The 16,051-nt window shown below is 62.8% G+C and carries 17 protein-coding genes; 12 read left to right on the top strand and 5 right to left on the bottom strand.

Features of this window, described 5'->3' with window-relative positions:
- Positions 1-129: 129 nt before the first annotated feature.
- The 4 genes from NTY77_13725 to NTY77_13740 all read right to left on the bottom strand — a co-directional run bounded on the left by NTY77_13725 (position 130) and on the right by NTY77_13740 (position 3,342).
- Complete coding sequence (locus NTY77_13725) at positions 130-918, bottom strand: nucleotidyl transferase AbiEii/AbiGii toxin family protein (protein MCX5796548.1); 789 nt, start codon at positions 916-918, stop codon at positions 130-132.
- Positions 915-1,715, bottom strand: coding sequence for a type IV toxin-antitoxin system AbiEi family antitoxin (locus NTY77_13730; GenBank protein MCX5796549.1), 801 nt, complete (start codon positions 1,713-1,715; stop codon positions 915-917). The genes NTY77_13725 and NTY77_13730 overlap by 4 nt, the downstream gene beginning before the upstream one ends.
- A gap of 113 nt (positions 1,716-1,828) precedes the next feature.
- Positions 1,829-2,467 (bottom strand): SEC-C metal-binding domain-containing protein, encoded by a 639-nt coding sequence (locus tag NTY77_13735; protein MCX5796550.1) that lies wholly within the window; start codon positions 2,465-2,467, stop codon positions 1,829-1,831.
- Between the two features lie 35 nt (positions 2,468-2,502).
- Positions 2,503-3,342 (bottom strand): hypothetical protein, encoded by an 840-nt coding sequence (locus tag NTY77_13740; GenBank protein ID MCX5796551.1) that lies wholly within the window; start codon positions 3,340-3,342, stop codon positions 2,503-2,505.
- Positions 3,343-3,443: 101 nt separating this feature from the next.
- Between NTY77_13740 and NTY77_13745 the strand changes: the two genes are divergently transcribed.
- The 11 genes from NTY77_13745 to NTY77_13795 all read left to right on the top strand — a co-directional run bounded on the left by NTY77_13745 (position 3,444) and on the right by NTY77_13795 (position 14,017).
- Positions 3,444-4,016 (top strand): hypothetical protein, encoded by a 573-nt coding sequence (locus tag NTY77_13745; GenBank protein ID MCX5796552.1) that lies wholly within the window; start codon positions 3,444-3,446, stop codon positions 4,014-4,016.
- A gap of 72 nt (positions 4,017-4,088) precedes the next feature.
- Positions 4,089-4,238 carry a hypothetical protein gene (locus NTY77_13750; GenBank protein MCX5796553.1) on the top strand — a complete coding sequence of 50 codons (150 nt, stop codon included), beginning with the start codon at positions 4,089-4,091 and terminating at the stop codon, positions 4,236-4,238.
- A 38-nt stretch (positions 4,239-4,276) separates the two neighbouring features.
- Entirely contained in the window at positions 4,277-4,837 is a 561-nt protein-coding gene (locus NTY77_13755; GenBank protein MCX5796554.1) for a winged helix-turn-helix transcriptional regulator, read from the top strand.
- 4 nt (positions 4,838-4,841) lie between these two features.
- A complete protein-coding gene (locus NTY77_13760; protein ID MCX5796555.1) occupies positions 4,842-5,828 on the top strand; it encodes a KpsF/GutQ family sugar-phosphate isomerase in 987 nt (328 codons plus the stop codon).
- Between the two features lie 51 nt (positions 5,829-5,879).
- Entirely contained in the window at positions 5,880-6,761 is an 882-nt protein-coding gene (gene rfbA, locus NTY77_13765; protein ID MCX5796556.1) for a glucose-1-phosphate thymidylyltransferase RfbA, read from the top strand.
- The gene (locus tag NTY77_13770) at positions 6,758-7,951 is read left to right on the top strand and encodes an O-antigen ligase family protein (GenBank protein ID MCX5796557.1); all 1,194 of its coding nucleotides are present in this window, start codon (positions 6,758-6,760) and stop codon (positions 7,949-7,951) included. Before rfbA ends, NTY77_13770 begins: the two co-directional genes overlap by 4 nt.
- Positions 7,938-9,164 (top strand): O-antigen ligase family protein, encoded by a 1,227-nt coding sequence (locus NTY77_13775; protein MCX5796558.1) that lies wholly within the window; start codon positions 7,938-7,940, stop codon positions 9,162-9,164. Before NTY77_13770 ends, NTY77_13775 begins: the two co-directional genes overlap by 14 nt.
- Positions 9,155-10,429, top strand: a complete 1,275-nt coding sequence (locus tag NTY77_13780) for an oligosaccharide flippase family protein (GenBank protein MCX5796559.1) — start codon at positions 9,155-9,157, stop codon at positions 10,427-10,429. Before NTY77_13775 ends, NTY77_13780 begins: the two co-directional genes overlap by 10 nt.
- Positions 10,430-10,543: 114 nt before the next feature.
- Entirely contained in the window at positions 10,544-11,695 is a 1,152-nt protein-coding gene (locus tag NTY77_13785) for an ATP-binding protein (protein ID MCX5796560.1), read from the top strand.
- Between the two features lie 2 nt (positions 11,696-11,697).
- Positions 11,698-12,489, top strand: a complete 792-nt coding sequence (locus tag NTY77_13790) for a glycosyltransferase family 2 protein (GenBank protein MCX5796561.1) — start codon at positions 11,698-11,700, stop codon at positions 12,487-12,489.
- Positions 12,490-12,541: 52 nt separating this feature from the next.
- Positions 12,542-14,017 carry a radical SAM protein gene (locus NTY77_13795; GenBank protein MCX5796562.1) on the top strand — a complete coding sequence of 492 codons (1,476 nt, stop codon included), beginning with the start codon at positions 12,542-12,544 and terminating at the stop codon, positions 14,015-14,017.
- Positions 14,018-14,023: 6 nt separating this feature from the next.
- On the opposite strand, the gene NTY77_13800 is transcribed toward NTY77_13795, so the two are convergent.
- The gene (locus NTY77_13800) at positions 14,024-14,995 is read right to left on the bottom strand and encodes an NAD-dependent epimerase/dehydratase family protein (GenBank protein ID MCX5796563.1); all 972 of its coding nucleotides are present in this window, start codon (positions 14,993-14,995) and stop codon (positions 14,024-14,026) included.
- 142 nt (positions 14,996-15,137) lie between these two features.
- On the opposite strand from NTY77_13800, the gene NTY77_13805 reads away from it, so the two are divergent.
- Positions 15,138-16,043: a glycosyltransferase family A protein gene (locus NTY77_13805; GenBank protein MCX5796564.1), complete on the top strand. Its 906-nt coding sequence runs from the start codon at positions 15,138-15,140 to the stop codon at positions 16,041-16,043.
- Positions 16,044-16,051: the final 8 nt, after the last annotated feature.

Below are 16,051 nucleotides of genomic sequence, written 5' to 3' on the forward strand. Positions count from 1 at the left end.
AAGTCATCGTATTGTAAGCGGGGTGCTCTGACCGACTGAGCTCGGGGCAACTACGCTGATTTCACAAAGAAAAACCGGGGCATTGCTCGACCTCCCAAAAATGGATAGGTGCCCATCTGGGTGTCCACGCTACAGGTTGGCGATGAGCCTTTCCATGACAAGCCGCGCCGCCGCTCCAGCATCATAGCGCACAGCCGCAGCCAGTAACGGGCTCAAGTCGTCATTGAATTGGCGCAAGGCGACTTTGGCCGTCAGGTTTTTCTCGAACTCACTGCGGCTCACCTTGCTGCCTTCGGCTGCCATGTACTTGCGGAAGGTCTCCACAATCCGCCTCGGATCGCTTCCCTTCATGCCCAGACCCCGCCACAAGTCGAACAGATCCCGCCCCTTGCGACGCTGATAAAGCGCGCGCAGCTTGGTGGCCAAGAGCTCATCAAGAGTGCAGGTTCGCACCTCCGCCCGTCCTTCAAACCATGGCGATTGGATGGCGAATGGATGGCCGATAGCTCCGAACACAGTGAAGTGCTCCCGGGTATTGATCTCGATCTTAAGCCGAAGCGGGACCACGGGCGCTATCTCGGATTCCATGCGATAGCGCAACGTCACATTATCCGGGCCGCTTTCCCGGCGGGGCACCCCCAGGATGGGATCGAGCCGGGAACGGATGGCGTTGAGCACCGGGCCGATGGGACCGGCGGAAACCTGCACGAGGTCGATGTCTTCGGAGTATCGTTGAGGCGACGTGACGAACAGCTTGTGCAGCGCTGTCCCTCCGCGCAGGAGGAGCGCCGGGGCCAGAACTGGGTCTTGGAATATCTCGATGAGCGCTCGGCACAGGATCAAGTCCTGCTCGACTTGCGCATCCTGCGGCCAGGGGGCGACATTGCGCCAATGAGTGATTGCGGCCTGGGGAATCATGCTTCCGGCTCCGGCCGGGCGTTGATCAGGACATGCCACTTCCGGCTTTCAGTTGCCCCAGCAATTGGAGCTGTCGGATCAAGGGGACGCGGCGGAGCATCTTTGACCATGTTGAGGAACCCTTTGGACAGATCATGCCGCCGGAGCATATCCAGGAGGTATCCTAGCCGCTGGGCCACAATGTCGTCTCCATACCGCTTCACCGTATCTCCGAGCTTGCCGGGGTCCAGTTTCTCGGCTAATTCCGAGATGATCGTGACCACGTTATCCAGTCCTCCAGAGGCCTTGCAGTAGCGGACGAGGTCCCAGGCCGTGGTCTCTGGAGTGGATGCCATCAGGATGCCGGTCGGGGTCTTGACCTCTTGTGTCTGCGAACGATCGAAGGGACCCTTGCCGTGGAAGCGGATCAAGACGTTGCCCGCCCGAACGGGGCGGAGGGCGCGCTCAGGAATCATGACTTGAAATTCCTGGGGCCGGTGATGGGCAGCTCCGTGCAACTGCGCTGCGGAGAGAAGCCCCACATAGTATGGCCGAGCCATGTCTTTCATGAGTTCGTGGATGAACCACTCCGGCGGCAAGATGCCGGCAGAGCGATGCTGCGGGTCCACGATCACATAGAATCCGGATCTGGGCATGACGAGGCACCCTGCCTTGACCAGGCGATGCAGGGACATGTAAACAGCCGCCGGCGATGTGCCCAATCTTCTGTCGGCTTCTTCGCGAGCGAAGGTGTAGCGGCCCTGCCCAAGAAGTTCTTCAATAAACCCGCCGGCCAGAATCGGAGAAGTCCGTTCCATGTCTGTTGCAAATTATAACGAAGTTCGTTAGATTCTGCAACCTGTTTTATTGCCCGAAGTCTCGCTGTCCTGCTGCGGAATACTTAGCCGCGAGTTCTCGATTCGCGCAAGCCTCAGGGGCGGGCCACAAAATCGAACCCATCGCGGCCCAAGCGGCTCATGAGCTTCTGGATGACCCCGCGAGCATCGTCGTCCGGTCCAGAGATGTATCGGGGCTTCCCATCCGGCCCGCCGAAAATGATGTCCTGTTGGTGGGTCAGTTCCTCCGTCCCCAGGACGTGGCGGGACAAATTAAAATCGGGATGGGGGTCGAATCCCAGCCTCCCGGCATATTCGATCGCCCCGAAGATGATCTCCTTGGCGTGATTGATCCCGATTGGTTTAGGCGCCTGCTCCGGAAAACTTTTGGCCAGGAAGTCCCCCTCGAATCTTGCGACCGGCAAATCCGCGTTGCAGAAGGTGTTCTTTAGTCCCGAACAGAAAACATCCACCAAGTAGAGCCCCAGGATGAGGTTGCCGTTTGGCTGGCGCCGGGTGACCGCGATCGTTGCGAGGCCCGAGTCCCTCCAGTTGGGATTGATAAGGCAGGCATCGACGGGGTACTCGTCGGAGGACTTGATGAGGTGCTTCTTCTCAGCCTTGGACCAGGCAACCGCCGTGACAGGTGCCTGTGCCTCTTCTTTAGGCAGGCAGCATTTCTTATATTTCCTGCCGCTACCGCAGGGACAAGGATCGTTTCTCCCGGCGCTCATGCCGGGATACCCTTCCGCGTCATTCGCCGCCCCCCTCAGTGCAGCATCTCGGGATTCCGCAGGACCACAACACCCGACTTACCGCAGTCGGGACAGCACCAATGGACCTCCGAAGGCTTCCTGAGGACGTTGATGATCCCGAGGCACCATCTCCTTGAAGGCCCGGCCATGCAAGGCACCATGGAAGGCAACTCGTCATCGATCGGCATGTCAGCGGCCGAGGCGATGATCGCGTGGAAAAAGCGGGCCATCTCCTTCGTGCGCCTTGGGGCCGCGGGATCGGCCAACGCCCCATCGAAATGCTCGGGCTTGGTAATGAAGGCCGGCGCCTCCCTCGGCGAAGGCGTGGGCCCGCCTACCGAACGGCCAGGCGCAGCGGCAGCAGCAGCGGCGCCGGGACCCGAAACGGAAGGACTGGGCACAAGCGGAACCGCGTTCTTTATCTCCTGGTACAAATACCAACCGACCCCTTTCGATCCAAGAACCCGCTCTTCGGTCGGCGGACTGACCAGGACGTCCCTGAGGCTCTTATACCGGAGCCTGACGAGAGCTTTCACCGCTCGTGATGAAAGTCCTCCCCATTCTCTCCGAAGGAACTTGTTCCTCTCCATCTTCCGACTGATGTTCCAAATATTCGACGAGCTGCAGCGCAGTTCCTTGGCGATCTCCGCCTGCGTCCTACCCTGAGCCAAGCGAGTCTTCACCAAGCCATAGAGTTCAGCATGGACCGCCTCGTCAATATCCACCCAGGCCAGGTGCGGGAAGCGGCGCTGAATGACCCCATACCCACCGCCCGTCTTAAATTGACGGAGGATCTCGCGGATAGGAATGCCCTTGACCAAAAGAGACTCTGGTCCGGACGCGGAGTCAGTCATTTCTTCCGGCATTATACCAAAGCGCCTTCTCACGAGCCCAAAGGACGCCATCCCGCAAGCGGCGCCATTTGATATTCTGTCTGCGTCAGGACTCGAGACCCATGACTACTAAAGGCTCGAAAGGCTGGTCGGCCATCCGCCGGCAGTTGATCAATCGGACCACGAGAGAGCTGCTGGCTCTAGTGAAGGACCTCTATGAGGTCTCGGCAGCAAACCGCGATTTCCTGCAAGCTCGCTTCCGGGGTGAAACGGCCGCCGGCCCGGCGCTGGAGCAATACCGCCGCACGATAGTGGAACAGTTTTTTCCCCAGCACGGCTTTGGCAAGCTCAAGCTCGCCGACGCCCGCAAAGCCATCCGCGACTATCGCAAAGCCACGGGCAACCCTGAAGGCACAATCGATCTTCTCCTCACCTATGTGGAGAATGGGACTGAGTTCACGAAGGAGTTCGGCGACATCAACGAAGCCTACTACAACAGTCTGGACTCCGCCCTCGATGAACTGGCGCGCCTGCTGCTCCAGTCCGGCCCCGCGCTCTATGCCCGGTTCCGGAATCGTGCCCTGCGCGTCAAGGAGCTGGCCAGGGACATCGGCTGGGGCTATGGGGACTCCGTCGCGGACCAAGTCGCGCGACTCGAAACGAGGTTCGGTCATGTCCAAATCCAAAGCTCATAAATACTGGAACAAATTCCGCGGCTGGGCCCGACACTTCGGGGCCATCCGGGCCGAGGAGCCGCAAGCCTTCAGTTGGTGACGGGGATATTCTCGGACTGGTTCCTCATGGACCGCAAGCTGACCCTGGTCAAAGGCCAGGTCGTGTCCCTGAGCGGGCAGGCCCAGCGGTACCCGCTCACCGAGGATTGGGACGCCGTCGCGCCCGAGGCCATCGGCTTCTGATTATGGTACAATGTTCAATATTCGAACATAGTTCCCAAATGCCCACCCACGACGACACCCTGGCGGAAAAAGAATTCCTCCTCATCCAGGAATTATCCCGCAAGCCCAACAGCACCCAGCGCGACCTCTCCCAGAACCTGGGGCTCTCCTTGGGAACGACGAACCTCCTCATCCGCAGGCTGGCGCGCAAGGGCATCATCAAGGTCACCCAGCTCGACTGGAAGCGCACCCAGTACCTGCTGACCCTCAAGGGCGCGGTGGAGAAGATGCGCAAGGCCTACCACTACACCCGCTACACCTTGCGCATCTTCCGCCAGATCCAGGATAACATCAACACGGTCCTCACCCGGGAACACCGCGCCGGCCGCAGGGATTTCGTCCTCGTGGCCCGCGACGAGATATTGGAGCTCGTCCGAGAGACGGCGGCGGACCTGTCCCTGGCCGACGCGACCTTCACTTTCGTGCCCGCCTTCGACGAGGTCCCTGCGCGGGCGGACTTGGTCCTTACCGCGACCTTGGAGCCGGCTCCGAGACCCGTCAACGGCCGCCGCTACATGAGCCTGGTGGACTTCGACGACATAGATTTCCGCATCCCTTGACCCCATGAAACGCAGACCTCGCACCCTCGCCGTGGCCACGGAGATCCGCCGCGTCATCGCCTTGGAGGCGCAGGCCCTCAAGGCTTTGCACGCCTCGGTGGACGGCTCCTACCAGAAGGCCGTGGAGCTCATGGCCCGCTGCCGCGGCAAGGTCATCCTCACGGGCGTGGGCAAATCCGGACTCATCGCCCAGAAAGTGGCCGCGACGCTGGCCTCCACCGGAACCCCGGCCATCAACCTCGACCCGGCCGAGGCCAAGCACGGGGGCATCGGCCTCATCCAGCGCCAGGACCTGGTTTTGGCCATCGGCAAGTCCGGCGAGTCCGACGAGCTCAACGACCTGCTGCCCCGCCTGCGCGCCATCGGCACCAAGCTCATCGCCATCACGGCCGAGCCGCGCTCGACCTTGGCGCGCGCCGCGACCGTGGTCCTGATCACGCCCATAGCCCAGGAGGCCTGCCCCCTCAACCTCACCCCGACCTGCAGCACCACGGCCGCCTTGGCCGTGGGCGACGCTCTGGCCGTGGCGCTCATGAAGCAGCGCAACTTCCAAGCCGAGCAGTTCGCGCGCAACCACCCGGCCGGCCAGTTGGGCAAGCGCCTGACCTTGACCGTGGCCGACGTCATGCGCTCGGGCAGGAGCAACCCCACCATCGGGGAAGACGCCAGCGTCAGCCGCATGCTCGTCGAGCTCACCCGCCAGCACGCCGGGGCGGTCTCGGTCGTGGACCGCAAGGGCCGGCTCAAGGGTCTGATCACGGACCGCGACATCCGGCGGGTGCTGGAGCTCGGACGCAACATCCAGGGGCTCTCGATCGCGCAGATCATGAACCCGAAGCCTACCAGCATCCGCCCCGAGGCCATGGCCTCGCGCGCGGTCGAGATCATGGAACTGCGCAAGCGGCCCTTCAACGTCCTGCCCGTGGTGGACGGCCGCGGCCGCAGCGTGGGCATGATCCAGATCCACGACCTGCGCGCGCGCGGGCTCTAGGGCCTGGCCCTGCGCCTCTATGGCGATACCTTTCCCAGCGGGAGACAGAGCATGAAGGGGATCATACTGGCCGGCGGAGCGGGCACTCGGCTCTACCCATGCACCAAGGTCGTGAGCAAGCAGATGATGCCGGTCTACGACAAGCCCATGATCTACTATCCGCTCAGCGTCCTGATGCTGGCCGGCATCCGCGAGGCGCTGATCATCAGCACGCCTCACGATCTGCCCTTCTTCCGCGAGCTCCTGGGAGACGGGACGCGCCTCGGGATGCGCTTCGCCTACGCCGAGCAGCCTCGCCCCGAGGGCCTGGCCCAGGCCTTCCTCATCGGCAAGGACTTCCTGGCCGGAGAGCCGGCCGGCCTGATCCTGGGCGACAACATCCTTTACGGCCATGGCATGACCGAGATGCTGCAGAAGGCGGCGCAGACCAGCCACGGCGGCCTCATCTTCGCGTATCAGGTGAAAGACCCGGAACGCTATGGCGTCGTGGAGTTCGACGCCCACGGCAAAGCCATCTCGCTGGCCGAAAAGCCCAAACGGCCCAAGAGCCACTACGCGGTCCCCGGCCTGTATTTCTACGGGCCCGAGGTTTGCGCCGAGGCGGCCAAGCTCAAGCCCAGCCCCCGCAACGAGTTGGAGATCACCGATCTCAACACCGCCTTCCTAAAGCGCGGGGAACTGCAGGTCCTGAAGATGGGCCGGGGCATCGCCTGGCTCGATACCGGGACGCACCAGAGCCTCATGGACGCGGCGAGCTTCGTCCAGACGGTCCAGGACCGCCAAGGGCTCATGGTGGCCTGCCTTGAAGAGATCGCCTTGATGGCCGGCTGGATCGGGCTGGATGAGGTCAAGGCCGAGGCGGAAAGGATGGGCAAGAGCCCCTACTCCAGCTATCTGCGGCATCTGCTGGCGCCAGACAGCGAAATTCAGTGATCGGACAAGGGCTGACCGCGGCTCTGACGGTCCTGGCCTTCATCCTGCCGATCTCCATCGCGGGGACCAACATGGCCCTGTTCCTCATCGGACTGCTCCTATTGGCGGGCATCGCGAGCAGAACTCCTCTGGAATGGCGCCGCGCCTGCGTCCCGGCTTTCTGGTGTCTCTGCATCTACTGCGCCGTGGCCGTGGTGACGTCCTTGACGGGAGTCTTGTCGAAGAACAGCCTGCACGATCTTCACAAGGATCTTCACAAGTTCGGCGTCTTTCTCGGCCTCCTGGTCGCCTTGCGCGCGGCCCCCGCGCGCCGCTTGCCGGGCGCGCTGGCTTTGGGCTTCACTTTCATAGCCGGCTTCGGGATCGCGCAGTTCTGCCTGGACGCCCACCGGGCGCTCCAGGCCTACGGCACGCTCAGCGCCGGGATCCGAGCTCACGCCTTCGTGCATCCCGTGACGTATGGGGAGATCCTGGCGCTGGGGCTGTTGGGAGCGCTCTCGGCGGTGGGCGCGACCGGGAGCACGCAGACGCAGCGCCGGCCGGCTCTCGCTTTCCTGGCCCTGGGAGCGGCGGCTTTGATCCTGAACCAGACCCGCGGCGCTTTGCTGGGCGTGGCGGCCGGCTTCGCCGCCTTATGCGCGGCCGAGCCGTCCTTCCGGCGCTGGCTCAAGTGGGGCGTCGCGGCCGCGGTGCTGGGAGCCATCCTGATGGAGCTTCTTCCCACCGGCAGGTCTCTCATGGCTTCTGTGGCGCATCACGGGACCGCGGTCGGCGGGAACCCTCAGCTCCATCGCTTCATCTTGTGGGACGTGGCTTGGCGCATCTTCAAAGACCATCCTTGGCTGGGGGTGGGCCCCGCCAATTACGCCACCGTGTTCGCCGAATACCACCAGGGGATGTTCGAAGGTCAGAGCGTCTGGGGCTCCGCGCACAATCTCTTCCTGCATCAGTCGGCGGAACGGGGGCTCCTGGGGCTGGCGGCCTTGGCCGCCTTGTGGACCGCTTTTCTGGCCGGGGCTTGGAAGCGGGCCCGCGCTTTGCCCGATGCCTGGAACCTGTGGGCCTTGGCCGCCACGGCCGCGTTCTTCGTCATGAACTTCACCGAGACCGCGTTCCAGATCGAGCAGGTCACGACCCTCTTCCTCCTCATCTGGGCGCGCGCGGAAGCCCGACACCATGCCCAGACCTGAGCCGCTGGTCCTGGCCCGCTGGGCGATGCGGTTCTGCCTCTGCTGTTTCTGCTTTCTGGTCACCTGGACCATCGCGGGCGCCAACGTGGCCTGGGGCGTCCTCTTGGCGAGCCTCGTCGCCTTCGCCGCTCTCGGCGGGACCGTGGCCCTGGGAGCGCACCGCAGCGCCATCGAGATACCCCTCTGGGTCTTCCTGGGAGCCGCCATCCTCGCCTGCGCCCTGGGGGTGGACCCGGCGCACAGCTTCCGGTCCATCAACAAGGACGTCCATAAAGTCTTCATCTACACTTTGTTCTCCATCGCGCTGGCCACGGAATTGGCGCCGCAGGGCCTGGCCTGCATGGCGGCGGGCTTCGCCGTGGCCGGCGGCGTCGGGATCCGCCAGGGGATAGGCTATCTCGCGACGCACCAGTACTGGTACCGGGCCCACGCTTTGGTCCACCCGGTGACCTTCGGCGAGCAGATGGCCGTGGCCACGCTCGGCGCGGTCTCCTTTCTGGCCCTGCCTGAAGGCATCCTGAAGACGTCCTGGCAGCGCTGGCTGGCCCGCCTGGTGCTGGTCGTGACCGCGGCGGCCCTGGTCTTAAGCGAGACCCGCGCCGCTCTGCTCGGGCTCCTGGCGGGCCTGGCGGTGATCTCATTCTTCATCCGCCGCCTGCGCCTGCCCCTGGGCCTGGCCCTCCTTGTCGTGGCGCTGGCCATGCCGTTCATGGAACGTGCTCGCTACGGCCGCGCCCTGATGACGGACGTGCTGCTGGCTCAGCACCAGGGGACTATCCAGGCCGGCGGCCAATTGGAGCGCCTGCTGCTCTGGCGCGTGGCCTGGTCCATGGGCAAGGACCACTTCTGGACCGGAGTCGGGATCGGGAACTTCCGCGCCATGCTGCCGCATTATCTCAGCGCCAAGTTCTCGGATGGGACGAACAGCTGGGGCACGGCCCACAACCTCTATCTGCACACCTTCGCGGAGAGAGGCGTTCTCGGGCTCTGCGCGCTCGTCTGGCTGCTGGGGGCGCTCTGGCTGCGCGCCTGGCAGCGAACGCGCCAGGAGGCGAGCCCCTGGAACCTTTGGGCCCTGGGCACGGCCACGGCTTTTCTGGTCATGAACATGACCGAAGAGGCCCTGCAGGTCGAGATCGTCTGGATGCTCGTCTTCTTCGTCTGGGTCTGGGCTGAGGCGCGCCACCGTCAAAGGGAAGGCTCATGGTCCTGAAGGGCGAAGCGAGCGTGACCCGCCGCCTGCGGCGCAATTCCTTCTGGAAGATTGTGGGCGACGGAAGCCGCGGCCTTCTGGCGGTGTTCCTGCTCCTGGTCGCGCGCCACTACGGGCCGGCCGCATTCGGCGTGTTCTCCTTGCTCTATGCCGCCGCCATCTTCTTCTCCCTCCTGGCCGATCTCGGCCTCAATCTCCTGACCACCCGGCAGATCGCGGCCCACAAGTCGGATCCCGGGGCGTATCTGCAGACCTTTTTCACCTGCAAGCTCATCATCCTTCCCCTCTGGGTCATCCTGCCGGTCCTCGTCTGCAGACTGTGCCCCTATCCGGGGATATCCATCTCCTTGGTCGCGCTCTTGGCGGCGTCGTTCGCCATGCGCAATCTCCTGGAATTCTTCGGCGCAATATTCAGCGGCTTCGAGCAGATCCAATATGAAGCCGTCCTGAAGCTGGCCGCGCACACGCTCTTGCTCGGCCTCGGCATCTGGTTCATGTCCCGAGACCTCTCCATCACCTGGATCGGCGCCGCCATGCTGGGCGGCTACCTTGCGGCCGCGGTCTGCGGCGCCGTCTGGTGCCAAAGCAAATGGCGGATCCTCCCGCTGGTTTTCCACACCGAGGGACTTGCCATATTGTATGCCGAGGCTCTGCCGCTGATCTTGATGGGGGCTGGCCTGGCGGCGCTGACCAAATGGAACACGCTGATGCTCGGCTTCTTCGGCGTGGCGGCGGCGCAGATCGGCTGGTTCAGCGCCTCGGAGAAGGTCATCGCGGCTTTGGAGGTGCTGCCCATGCTGGTCACCGCGGCCAGCTACCCGGTGCTCTCCGACCTGCACAAGAACGACCCCGCCGGCTTCGCATCCGCCAAGGCCCGCCTGCTCAAGACGTTCCTCGGCATCGGCCTGCTGGCGGGGGCGGCCATCACGCTGTCAAGCGGGCCGATGATCCGCATCCTCTACGGCGCATCTTACGCCGGCGCCCGCCCGGCATTGTGCCTTCTGGCCTTCGGGCTGACGGCGGCGTTCCCGAACTGCATGCTGCTCAATATCCTGGTGGCTTCCGGCCGCTCCGCGGACGGCGCGCGCGCCGCCTTGATCGCCTGCGGCGCGAACATCCTGCTGACTTTGGTGCTGATCCCGGCCTGGGGCATCAACGGCTCGGCCTTGGCCTCGACCTTGGCGCAGGTGGTCCTGTTCGCCGCGGGCTATGCCTTCGCGGCCAAAGCCCGGACCCGGCCCGCCGCGGTGGGCACCCCCGCATAACCCCGCGGTTCTCCAAGCCGGTTTTTCGCGGGACTCCGCATGGGACAGTTTGAAAGGCGATTTTATGCTATATTGATATTTGATTACTAATCGCTCAATATACAAGGTAGAGTCATGCACATCAGACGAAGCGCTCTTCTACAGGATCTTCACCGCAGCGTGAAGGATCATCCGGTCACGGCCATTCTGGGGCCCCGCCAGTGCGGCAAGACCACGCTGGCTCGCGAATTGAACCGTCAGATCAAGGGGGCGTTCTTCGACCTCGAGAACCGTCAGGACCTAGCCCGCTTGCAGGACCCGATCCGTGTCTTGGGAGACCTCAGAGGCCTGATCATCTTGGACGAGGTCCAGAAGCAGCCTGGCCTCTTGGAGACCTTGCGGGTCTTGGCTGACCGCCGGCCGCGGCGGGCGTCCTTCCTTATCCTCGGGAGCGCTTCGCCCGATCTTCTCCGGCATTCTTCGGAGTCCCTGGCCGGGCGGGTCCACTTCGTCGACATGGGGGGATTCGACTTGGCCGAAGCGCCCCATATCGACCGGCTCTGGCTGCGGGGGGGCTTCCCGCCCTCCTACCTGGCCGCAAGCCTCGCCAAGAGCTTCGCTTGGCGGGAGGACTTCCTGCAGACTTTCCTGGAGCGCGATATCCCGCAGTGGGGCATCCGCGTGCCGGCTGCTACGCTCAGGCGCTTCTGGGGGATGCTCGCCCACTACCACGGACAGACCTGGAACGCTTCCGAGATTGCATCCTCGTTGGGGACGGCCCATACCACCACGCAGCATTACCTCGAAATCCTGACCGGCGCCTTCATGGTCAGGCAGTTGCCGCCTTGGCACGAGAACCTGGGCAAGCGACTGGTCAAAGCGCCCAAGGTGTATATCCGGGATTCGGGGCTCTTCCATTCACTCATGAGCCTCGAAACCAAGGAAAGTCTTTACGCTCACCCGAAATTCGGGGCATCCTGGGAAGGCTTTGCCCTGGAGCAGCTGGTCCGGCGAGTCCCTGACCGGCATGCCTATTTCTGGGGGACCCACGCCGGAGCGGAATTGGACCTGCTGCTCATCCGCGACGGTAAACGCTGGGGGTTTGAATTCAAAGTGAGCGAGGCGCCGAGCCTCACGAAATCGATGCGCATCTCCTTGAAGGATCTGAACCTCCAGCGTCTCTGGGCGGTCTATCCTGGGGCACACCGGTTTCCGATGGCTGATCGTATCGAGGCGATCCCTCTAGCTCAGGCCCTGCAGCTAGACGTGGTGAAGATGAATCATTAGCGATGCGGCTCTCCATCATCATCGTCCACCACAACGCGCATGCCTATTTGAGGTCATGCCTGCGTTCCGTCCAAAAGGCCGGGGCGGGGCTTTCCGTGGAGACCATCGTGGTCGACAACGCCTCGCAGGACATGGCCGCGCTGACGCAAGAACACCCGCAGGCGCTTTGGGTTTTGAACAAGGACAACGTGGGCTGGGGAGCCGCGATCAACCAAGGCGCGGCGAAAAGCCGTGGCGACCTCCTGGTCTTCCTGAATCCGGACGCCGAGCTTTTGCCGGATTCTCTGAAGGAACTGCATGCCTTCTGCTCGGGGAAGACGGCGGAGCGACTGGGACCGGTCGGAGGCAAGCTCCTGTTTTCAGACGGCAGGCTCCAGCCCTCCTGCGGCCCTTTCCCACGCCTGCTCAGAATGCTTTGGCGCCGTCTATTGCCGCCGGCAAAGAGGAAATACCACCTCCGCCAGCCTGATAGCGCCAGCCCGGTGGATTGGGTCACAGGCGCCTTCATGGCCGTCCGGCGATCTGTTTTCGAGGAATTGGGAGGCTTCGACAGCGGCTTTTTCCTTTATTATGAGGACGTGGACTTATGCATCCGGGCCGGGCAAAATGGCTATCCCGCCTATTTTCTCCCAGGGGCTGTCGCCTATCATCACCATCCCCATGCCGTGCGCGCCAAGCCGGATCCGCGACTCAGGCGCATCATCCAGGATTCAAGGTCGCGCTACTTTGAGAAGCACCGTCCGGCCTGGGAGCAGTGGGGCCTGAAACAACTACAACGCTTGGAGAACGATTGATAAGGCCTTTCCATAGGATGTGAGCCTTGGGAGCCATCAAGAGTTAAGCGCCATGTCACGACTTCTCTTTGTCTACTCACAAGACCAGATATATTCATCACAGCATCCGATCGAGTTCTTTGAATACGTGCCACTCGGGATCTCTTACATCAGCGCGCTCCTCAGGCAGCACGGTTGCGCCACCGACCTGGCCGTACTCTCCCCCTCAGCTCCCAGAAAGAGCCGGAACATTCTTGAGCGCAAGATTGCAGCCTTTGGCCCGGACATAATTGGATACTCTGCCGTCAGTACCCAGTTTCCCTTCCTCTCATCGGTCGCTGCTGAAGTCCATGCCCGGCGCCCGACGCTGTTTCAGATCATAGGCGGAGTTCACGCCACACTCGCGCCGGAAGAGGCTATCAAAGGGCCCTTCGACGCTCTCTGCGTCGGCGAGGGCGAACTCCCCCTCCTCGAATTGACGAAAACCCTGGCAGCAAAGTCCCCGCTAGCGCCCATTCCGAACCTCTGGATCAAGCACAATGGCGGCATCCTCGAATCTGCACCTCGGCCATTTCTGGACGATCTGGATAGCCTGCCATTCCCGGATCGAAGCATCTGGACCCAATGGATTCATGTCCCGACCTCGCCGCGGTGGTCCATCCTCCTCGGCCGCGGTTGTCCTTTCGAATGCACGTACTGCAGCAATCACGCCTTGAAACGCCTGGCGCCCGGCCCCTACGTTCGATTCCGCTCACCAGAGAATATCCTGCGCGAGCTCGATGCGCTGACTGCTCAGTATCCGGCAATGCGGGAATTCTATCTGGAAGTCGAGACCATAGGACTGCGCAAGGACTGGGCGCTGGCGCTCTGCGCAGCATTGGCGGATTCCAACGCGAAACGGCCCGCCCCCTTGGCGTTCTCGGCGAATCTCCGGATATCCCCCGGCTGCGATTTCGTGGGACTCTTCGCCGCCATGAGGAAAGCCAACTTCACTCAGGTGAACATCGGCCTGGAATCCGGCAGCGAGCGTGTCCGCCGCCAGATCCTGCACCGCATCTACTCGAACCAAGACGTGCTAAGAACCGTCGCGCAAGCGCGCGATGCCGGCCTGCGGATATCCCTGTTCAACATGGTCGGATTGCCTGGGGAGACACCAGCCGACTTCCAGGAGACAGTGGCGGTCAACCGCGCTTGCCGCCCCGACAACCACAGCACGTCGATCTTCTACCCTTATCCGGGGACTCGCCTGCATGAGCTTTGCGCTGAGCGCGGACTCCTGCCGCCCGCGGGCCTGCGTGGCGACGTAGAGCGCTGCGCCCCGTGTCTGCAGTTGCCGGAATTCCCCCCGCGCGAGGTCCGCCGGGCCTTTGTCTGGTTCGATTATCATGTCTACAAGGGGATCCGGCCGATGCACCGCATCCTACCGCGGGTCGCCGGCGCATGGCTGCGTGCCCATCCAAGGCTCATGAGCCTAGCCCGTCGCATCGTGCGCAATACGACCGTTGCCCGCGCGATCCGATTGGTGCCGCGATTGCGCAGCTATTTCTAGGGGCCGTTACCTTTTGGCGAGGTAATCCGAGACCATGGATTCTATTCCTTGGTCCAAAGTCTTAGGGGGCGCCCAGCCCATCGTCTTGCGGAACTTCTTGCTATCGACGAGCAGGGAATCGGAGAGTCGCTTCAATGCTCGCCCGAGGTGAGGAAAGATCGCCCCGGCCAGGCTTAGGCACGGTCTTGGGACCATCCACAGGTTCGCCTGCTTCCCCATCGCGCGCGCGATCTTCCGAATGAGGTCCGGGGTGGAAACATCCATGCCGTCGCTGATGACAAACGTCTGATTGGCCACTGCGGGCGCCGTAGCGCAAAGCGTCAAAGCTGCGACAAGGTTTTCCATCCCGATGAAGCTGCGCGAGTTGCGGATGGCGCCCAAAGGCAGTATGCGTCCACTCTGAACCGCATCCAGAAGTCTTTGCATATTACCCTTGACCGGCCCCGGACCATACACCAGCGGCGGGCGCAGGACGACTGCTTCCATGCCCGTGTTTCGGCAGGTATACCGTAGAGCCTGTTCCGCCTCCCATTTGCTCAATGCGTAAGGCTCGGCCGGCCGCGGCGGAGATCCCTCATCGAATGGGACCGAGTCGGGAGTGGAGAGTCCGCAGATGCCGATAGTGCTCAGAAACACAAAGCGTTTCACGCCGGCCTGAACCGCGGCCTTGGCGAGGGTTTGAGTGCCCATGACGTTGACCCGGCGGAATTCCAGCAACGGATCCAGAACTGTCTCGCGGAGCACATGGGCTCGTGCGGCGAGATGGATGACCACATCGACGTCCCGCAAAGCGGCATGCCAATCAGTCTGGGGACCGATATCAGAGACTTCAATCAATTCCTCTGGCGCCGCTCCTCCCCGCCCGGGCGTCGCCAGATTGCGAACAGTTCCGCGCACGACATGGCCGCCCGCCGAAAGGGCGCAGCACAGATTGTGCCCGACAAAGCCATTGGCGCCGGTGATCAGGGCACGTTGCATGGGATCATTAGGAGCCCCGACCCGACTCGCAAGACGATGCTCGTATGATTGCTAAACCGTTGAAAGCATATTGGGGCAACACAGTGATTAATATATTACTCTATATGGAGTTTTCAGATGTCCGCCAAGGAGCATGATCCGCATGCGCGCACCTCTCTTCTCGGTCGTCATCCCAGCCTACAACGCAGCCGCTTTCATTGAGAAGACCCTCGACTCTGTCCGGGCCCAGACCCTGCAGGACTATGAGATCATAGTCGTGGACGATGGCTCCCGCGACGACACGAAGGGGGTCGTCGACCGCTGGCTCGCCCGCCATAGCCAACCCGGCCGCTGTATCAGGCAGGAGAACAAGAAGATCGCCGGCGCCCGCAACACGGGGATCCGCGCCGCTGCCGCTGATCACATCGCCCTCCTCGACCACGACGACCTCTGGTACCCGGAGAAGTTGGCGGCCGTGGCCGCGGCTTTTCGAGCGGACCCCGATACCGTCCTCGTATGCCACGACATGAACATCGTCCAGGACGGCCGCCGCCCAAGAACGGCGCGCATGGGTCCGGCGGCGCCGCGGATGTATGAGCGGCTGCTTTTTGAGGGCAACGCCCTGGCCCCTTCGACTTCCGTTTTCCGCAAGGACAAAGCCCTGGAGATCGGGGGCTTCCGCGAAAACCCGGAATTCGACACCTCGGAAGACTATGATTTCTGGATGCGCCTATCCCGCATCGGCAGTTTTCACTTCATCGACCAGGTCCTCACCGAATACCATGAGGTCGAGAACTCCGCCTCGAGCCGCGTAGAATACCACCTCGGCAACGCCGAGGCTGTCCTTCGTGACCATTTCGCCTCCTATTTCCGAGGAGACCCTGGAATCAGAGGCCGCTTTCTCATGCGGCGCCGCATGGCCACACTGTACCGGGCCTGGGTCGTCGCGCTGGGCGCGGCCGGAGCCTCGCGGGAGAAACAGCGGGAATATGTGCGCAGGATGATCGTGACATATCCTTTTTCCCCGAGGAATCTGGCGCGCCTCTGCCTCTGGCTCATCGGCCGCTGATCACGCTA

The sequence above is a fragment of the Elusimicrobiota bacterium genome, from assembly GCA_026388095.1.
In the GTDB taxonomy this organism is placed as follows: Bacteria; Elusimicrobiota; Elusimicrobia; order UBA1565; family UBA9628; genus UBA9628.

What these genes read in the sequence shown, in the direction of transcription:
- NTY77_13780 (MCX5796559.1), top strand. Translation starts at nt 9,155, where the DNA reads ATGGTCCTGAAGGGCGAAGCGAGCGTGACCCGCCGCCTGCGGCGCAAT.
- NTY77_13775 (MCX5796558.1), top strand. Translation starts at nt 7,938, where the DNA reads ATGCCCAGACCTGAGCCGCTGGTCCTGGCCCGCTGGGCGATGCGGTTC.
- NTY77_13740 (MCX5796551.1), bottom strand. Translation starts at nt 3,342, where the DNA reads ATGACTGACTCCGCGTCCGGACCAGAGTCTCTTTTGGTCAAGGGCATT.
- NTY77_13805 (MCX5796564.1), top strand. Translation starts at nt 15,138, where the DNA reads ATGCGCGCACCTCTCTTCTCGGTCGTCATCCCAGCCTACAACGCAGCC.
- NTY77_13800 (MCX5796563.1), bottom strand. Translation starts at nt 14,995, where the DNA reads ATGCAACGTGCCCTGATCACCGGCGCCAATGGCTTTGTCGGGCACAAT.
- NTY77_13735 (MCX5796550.1), bottom strand. Translation starts at nt 2,467, where the DNA reads ATGAGCGCCGGGAGAAACGATCCTTGTCCCTGCGGTAGCGGCAGGAAA.
- NTY77_13745 (MCX5796552.1), top strand. Translation starts at nt 3,444, where the DNA reads ATGACTACTAAAGGCTCGAAAGGCTGGTCGGCCATCCGCCGGCAGTTG.
- NTY77_13795 (MCX5796562.1), top strand. Translation starts at nt 12,542, where the DNA reads ATGTCACGACTTCTCTTTGTCTACTCACAAGACCAGATATATTCATCA.
- NTY77_13730 (MCX5796549.1), bottom strand. Translation starts at nt 1,715, where the DNA reads ATGGAACGGACTTCTCCGATTCTGGCCGGCGGGTTTATTGAAGAACTT.
- NTY77_13725 (MCX5796548.1), bottom strand. Translation starts at nt 918, where the DNA reads ATGATTCCCCAGGCCGCAATCACTCATTGGCGCAATGTCGCCCCCTGG.
- NTY77_13760 (MCX5796555.1), top strand. Translation starts at nt 4,842, where the DNA reads ATGAAACGCAGACCTCGCACCCTCGCCGTGGCCACGGAGATCCGCCGC.
- rfbA (MCX5796556.1), top strand. Translation starts at nt 5,880, where the DNA reads ATGAAGGGGATCATACTGGCCGGCGGAGCGGGCACTCGGCTCTACCCA.
- NTY77_13755 (MCX5796554.1), top strand. Translation starts at nt 4,277, where the DNA reads ATGCCCACCCACGACGACACCCTGGCGGAAAAAGAATTCCTCCTCATC.
- NTY77_13790 (MCX5796561.1), top strand. Translation starts at nt 11,698, where the DNA reads ATGCGGCTCTCCATCATCATCGTCCACCACAACGCGCATGCCTATTTG.
- NTY77_13785 (MCX5796560.1), top strand. Translation starts at nt 10,544, where the DNA reads ATGCACATCAGACGAAGCGCTCTTCTACAGGATCTTCACCGCAGCGTG.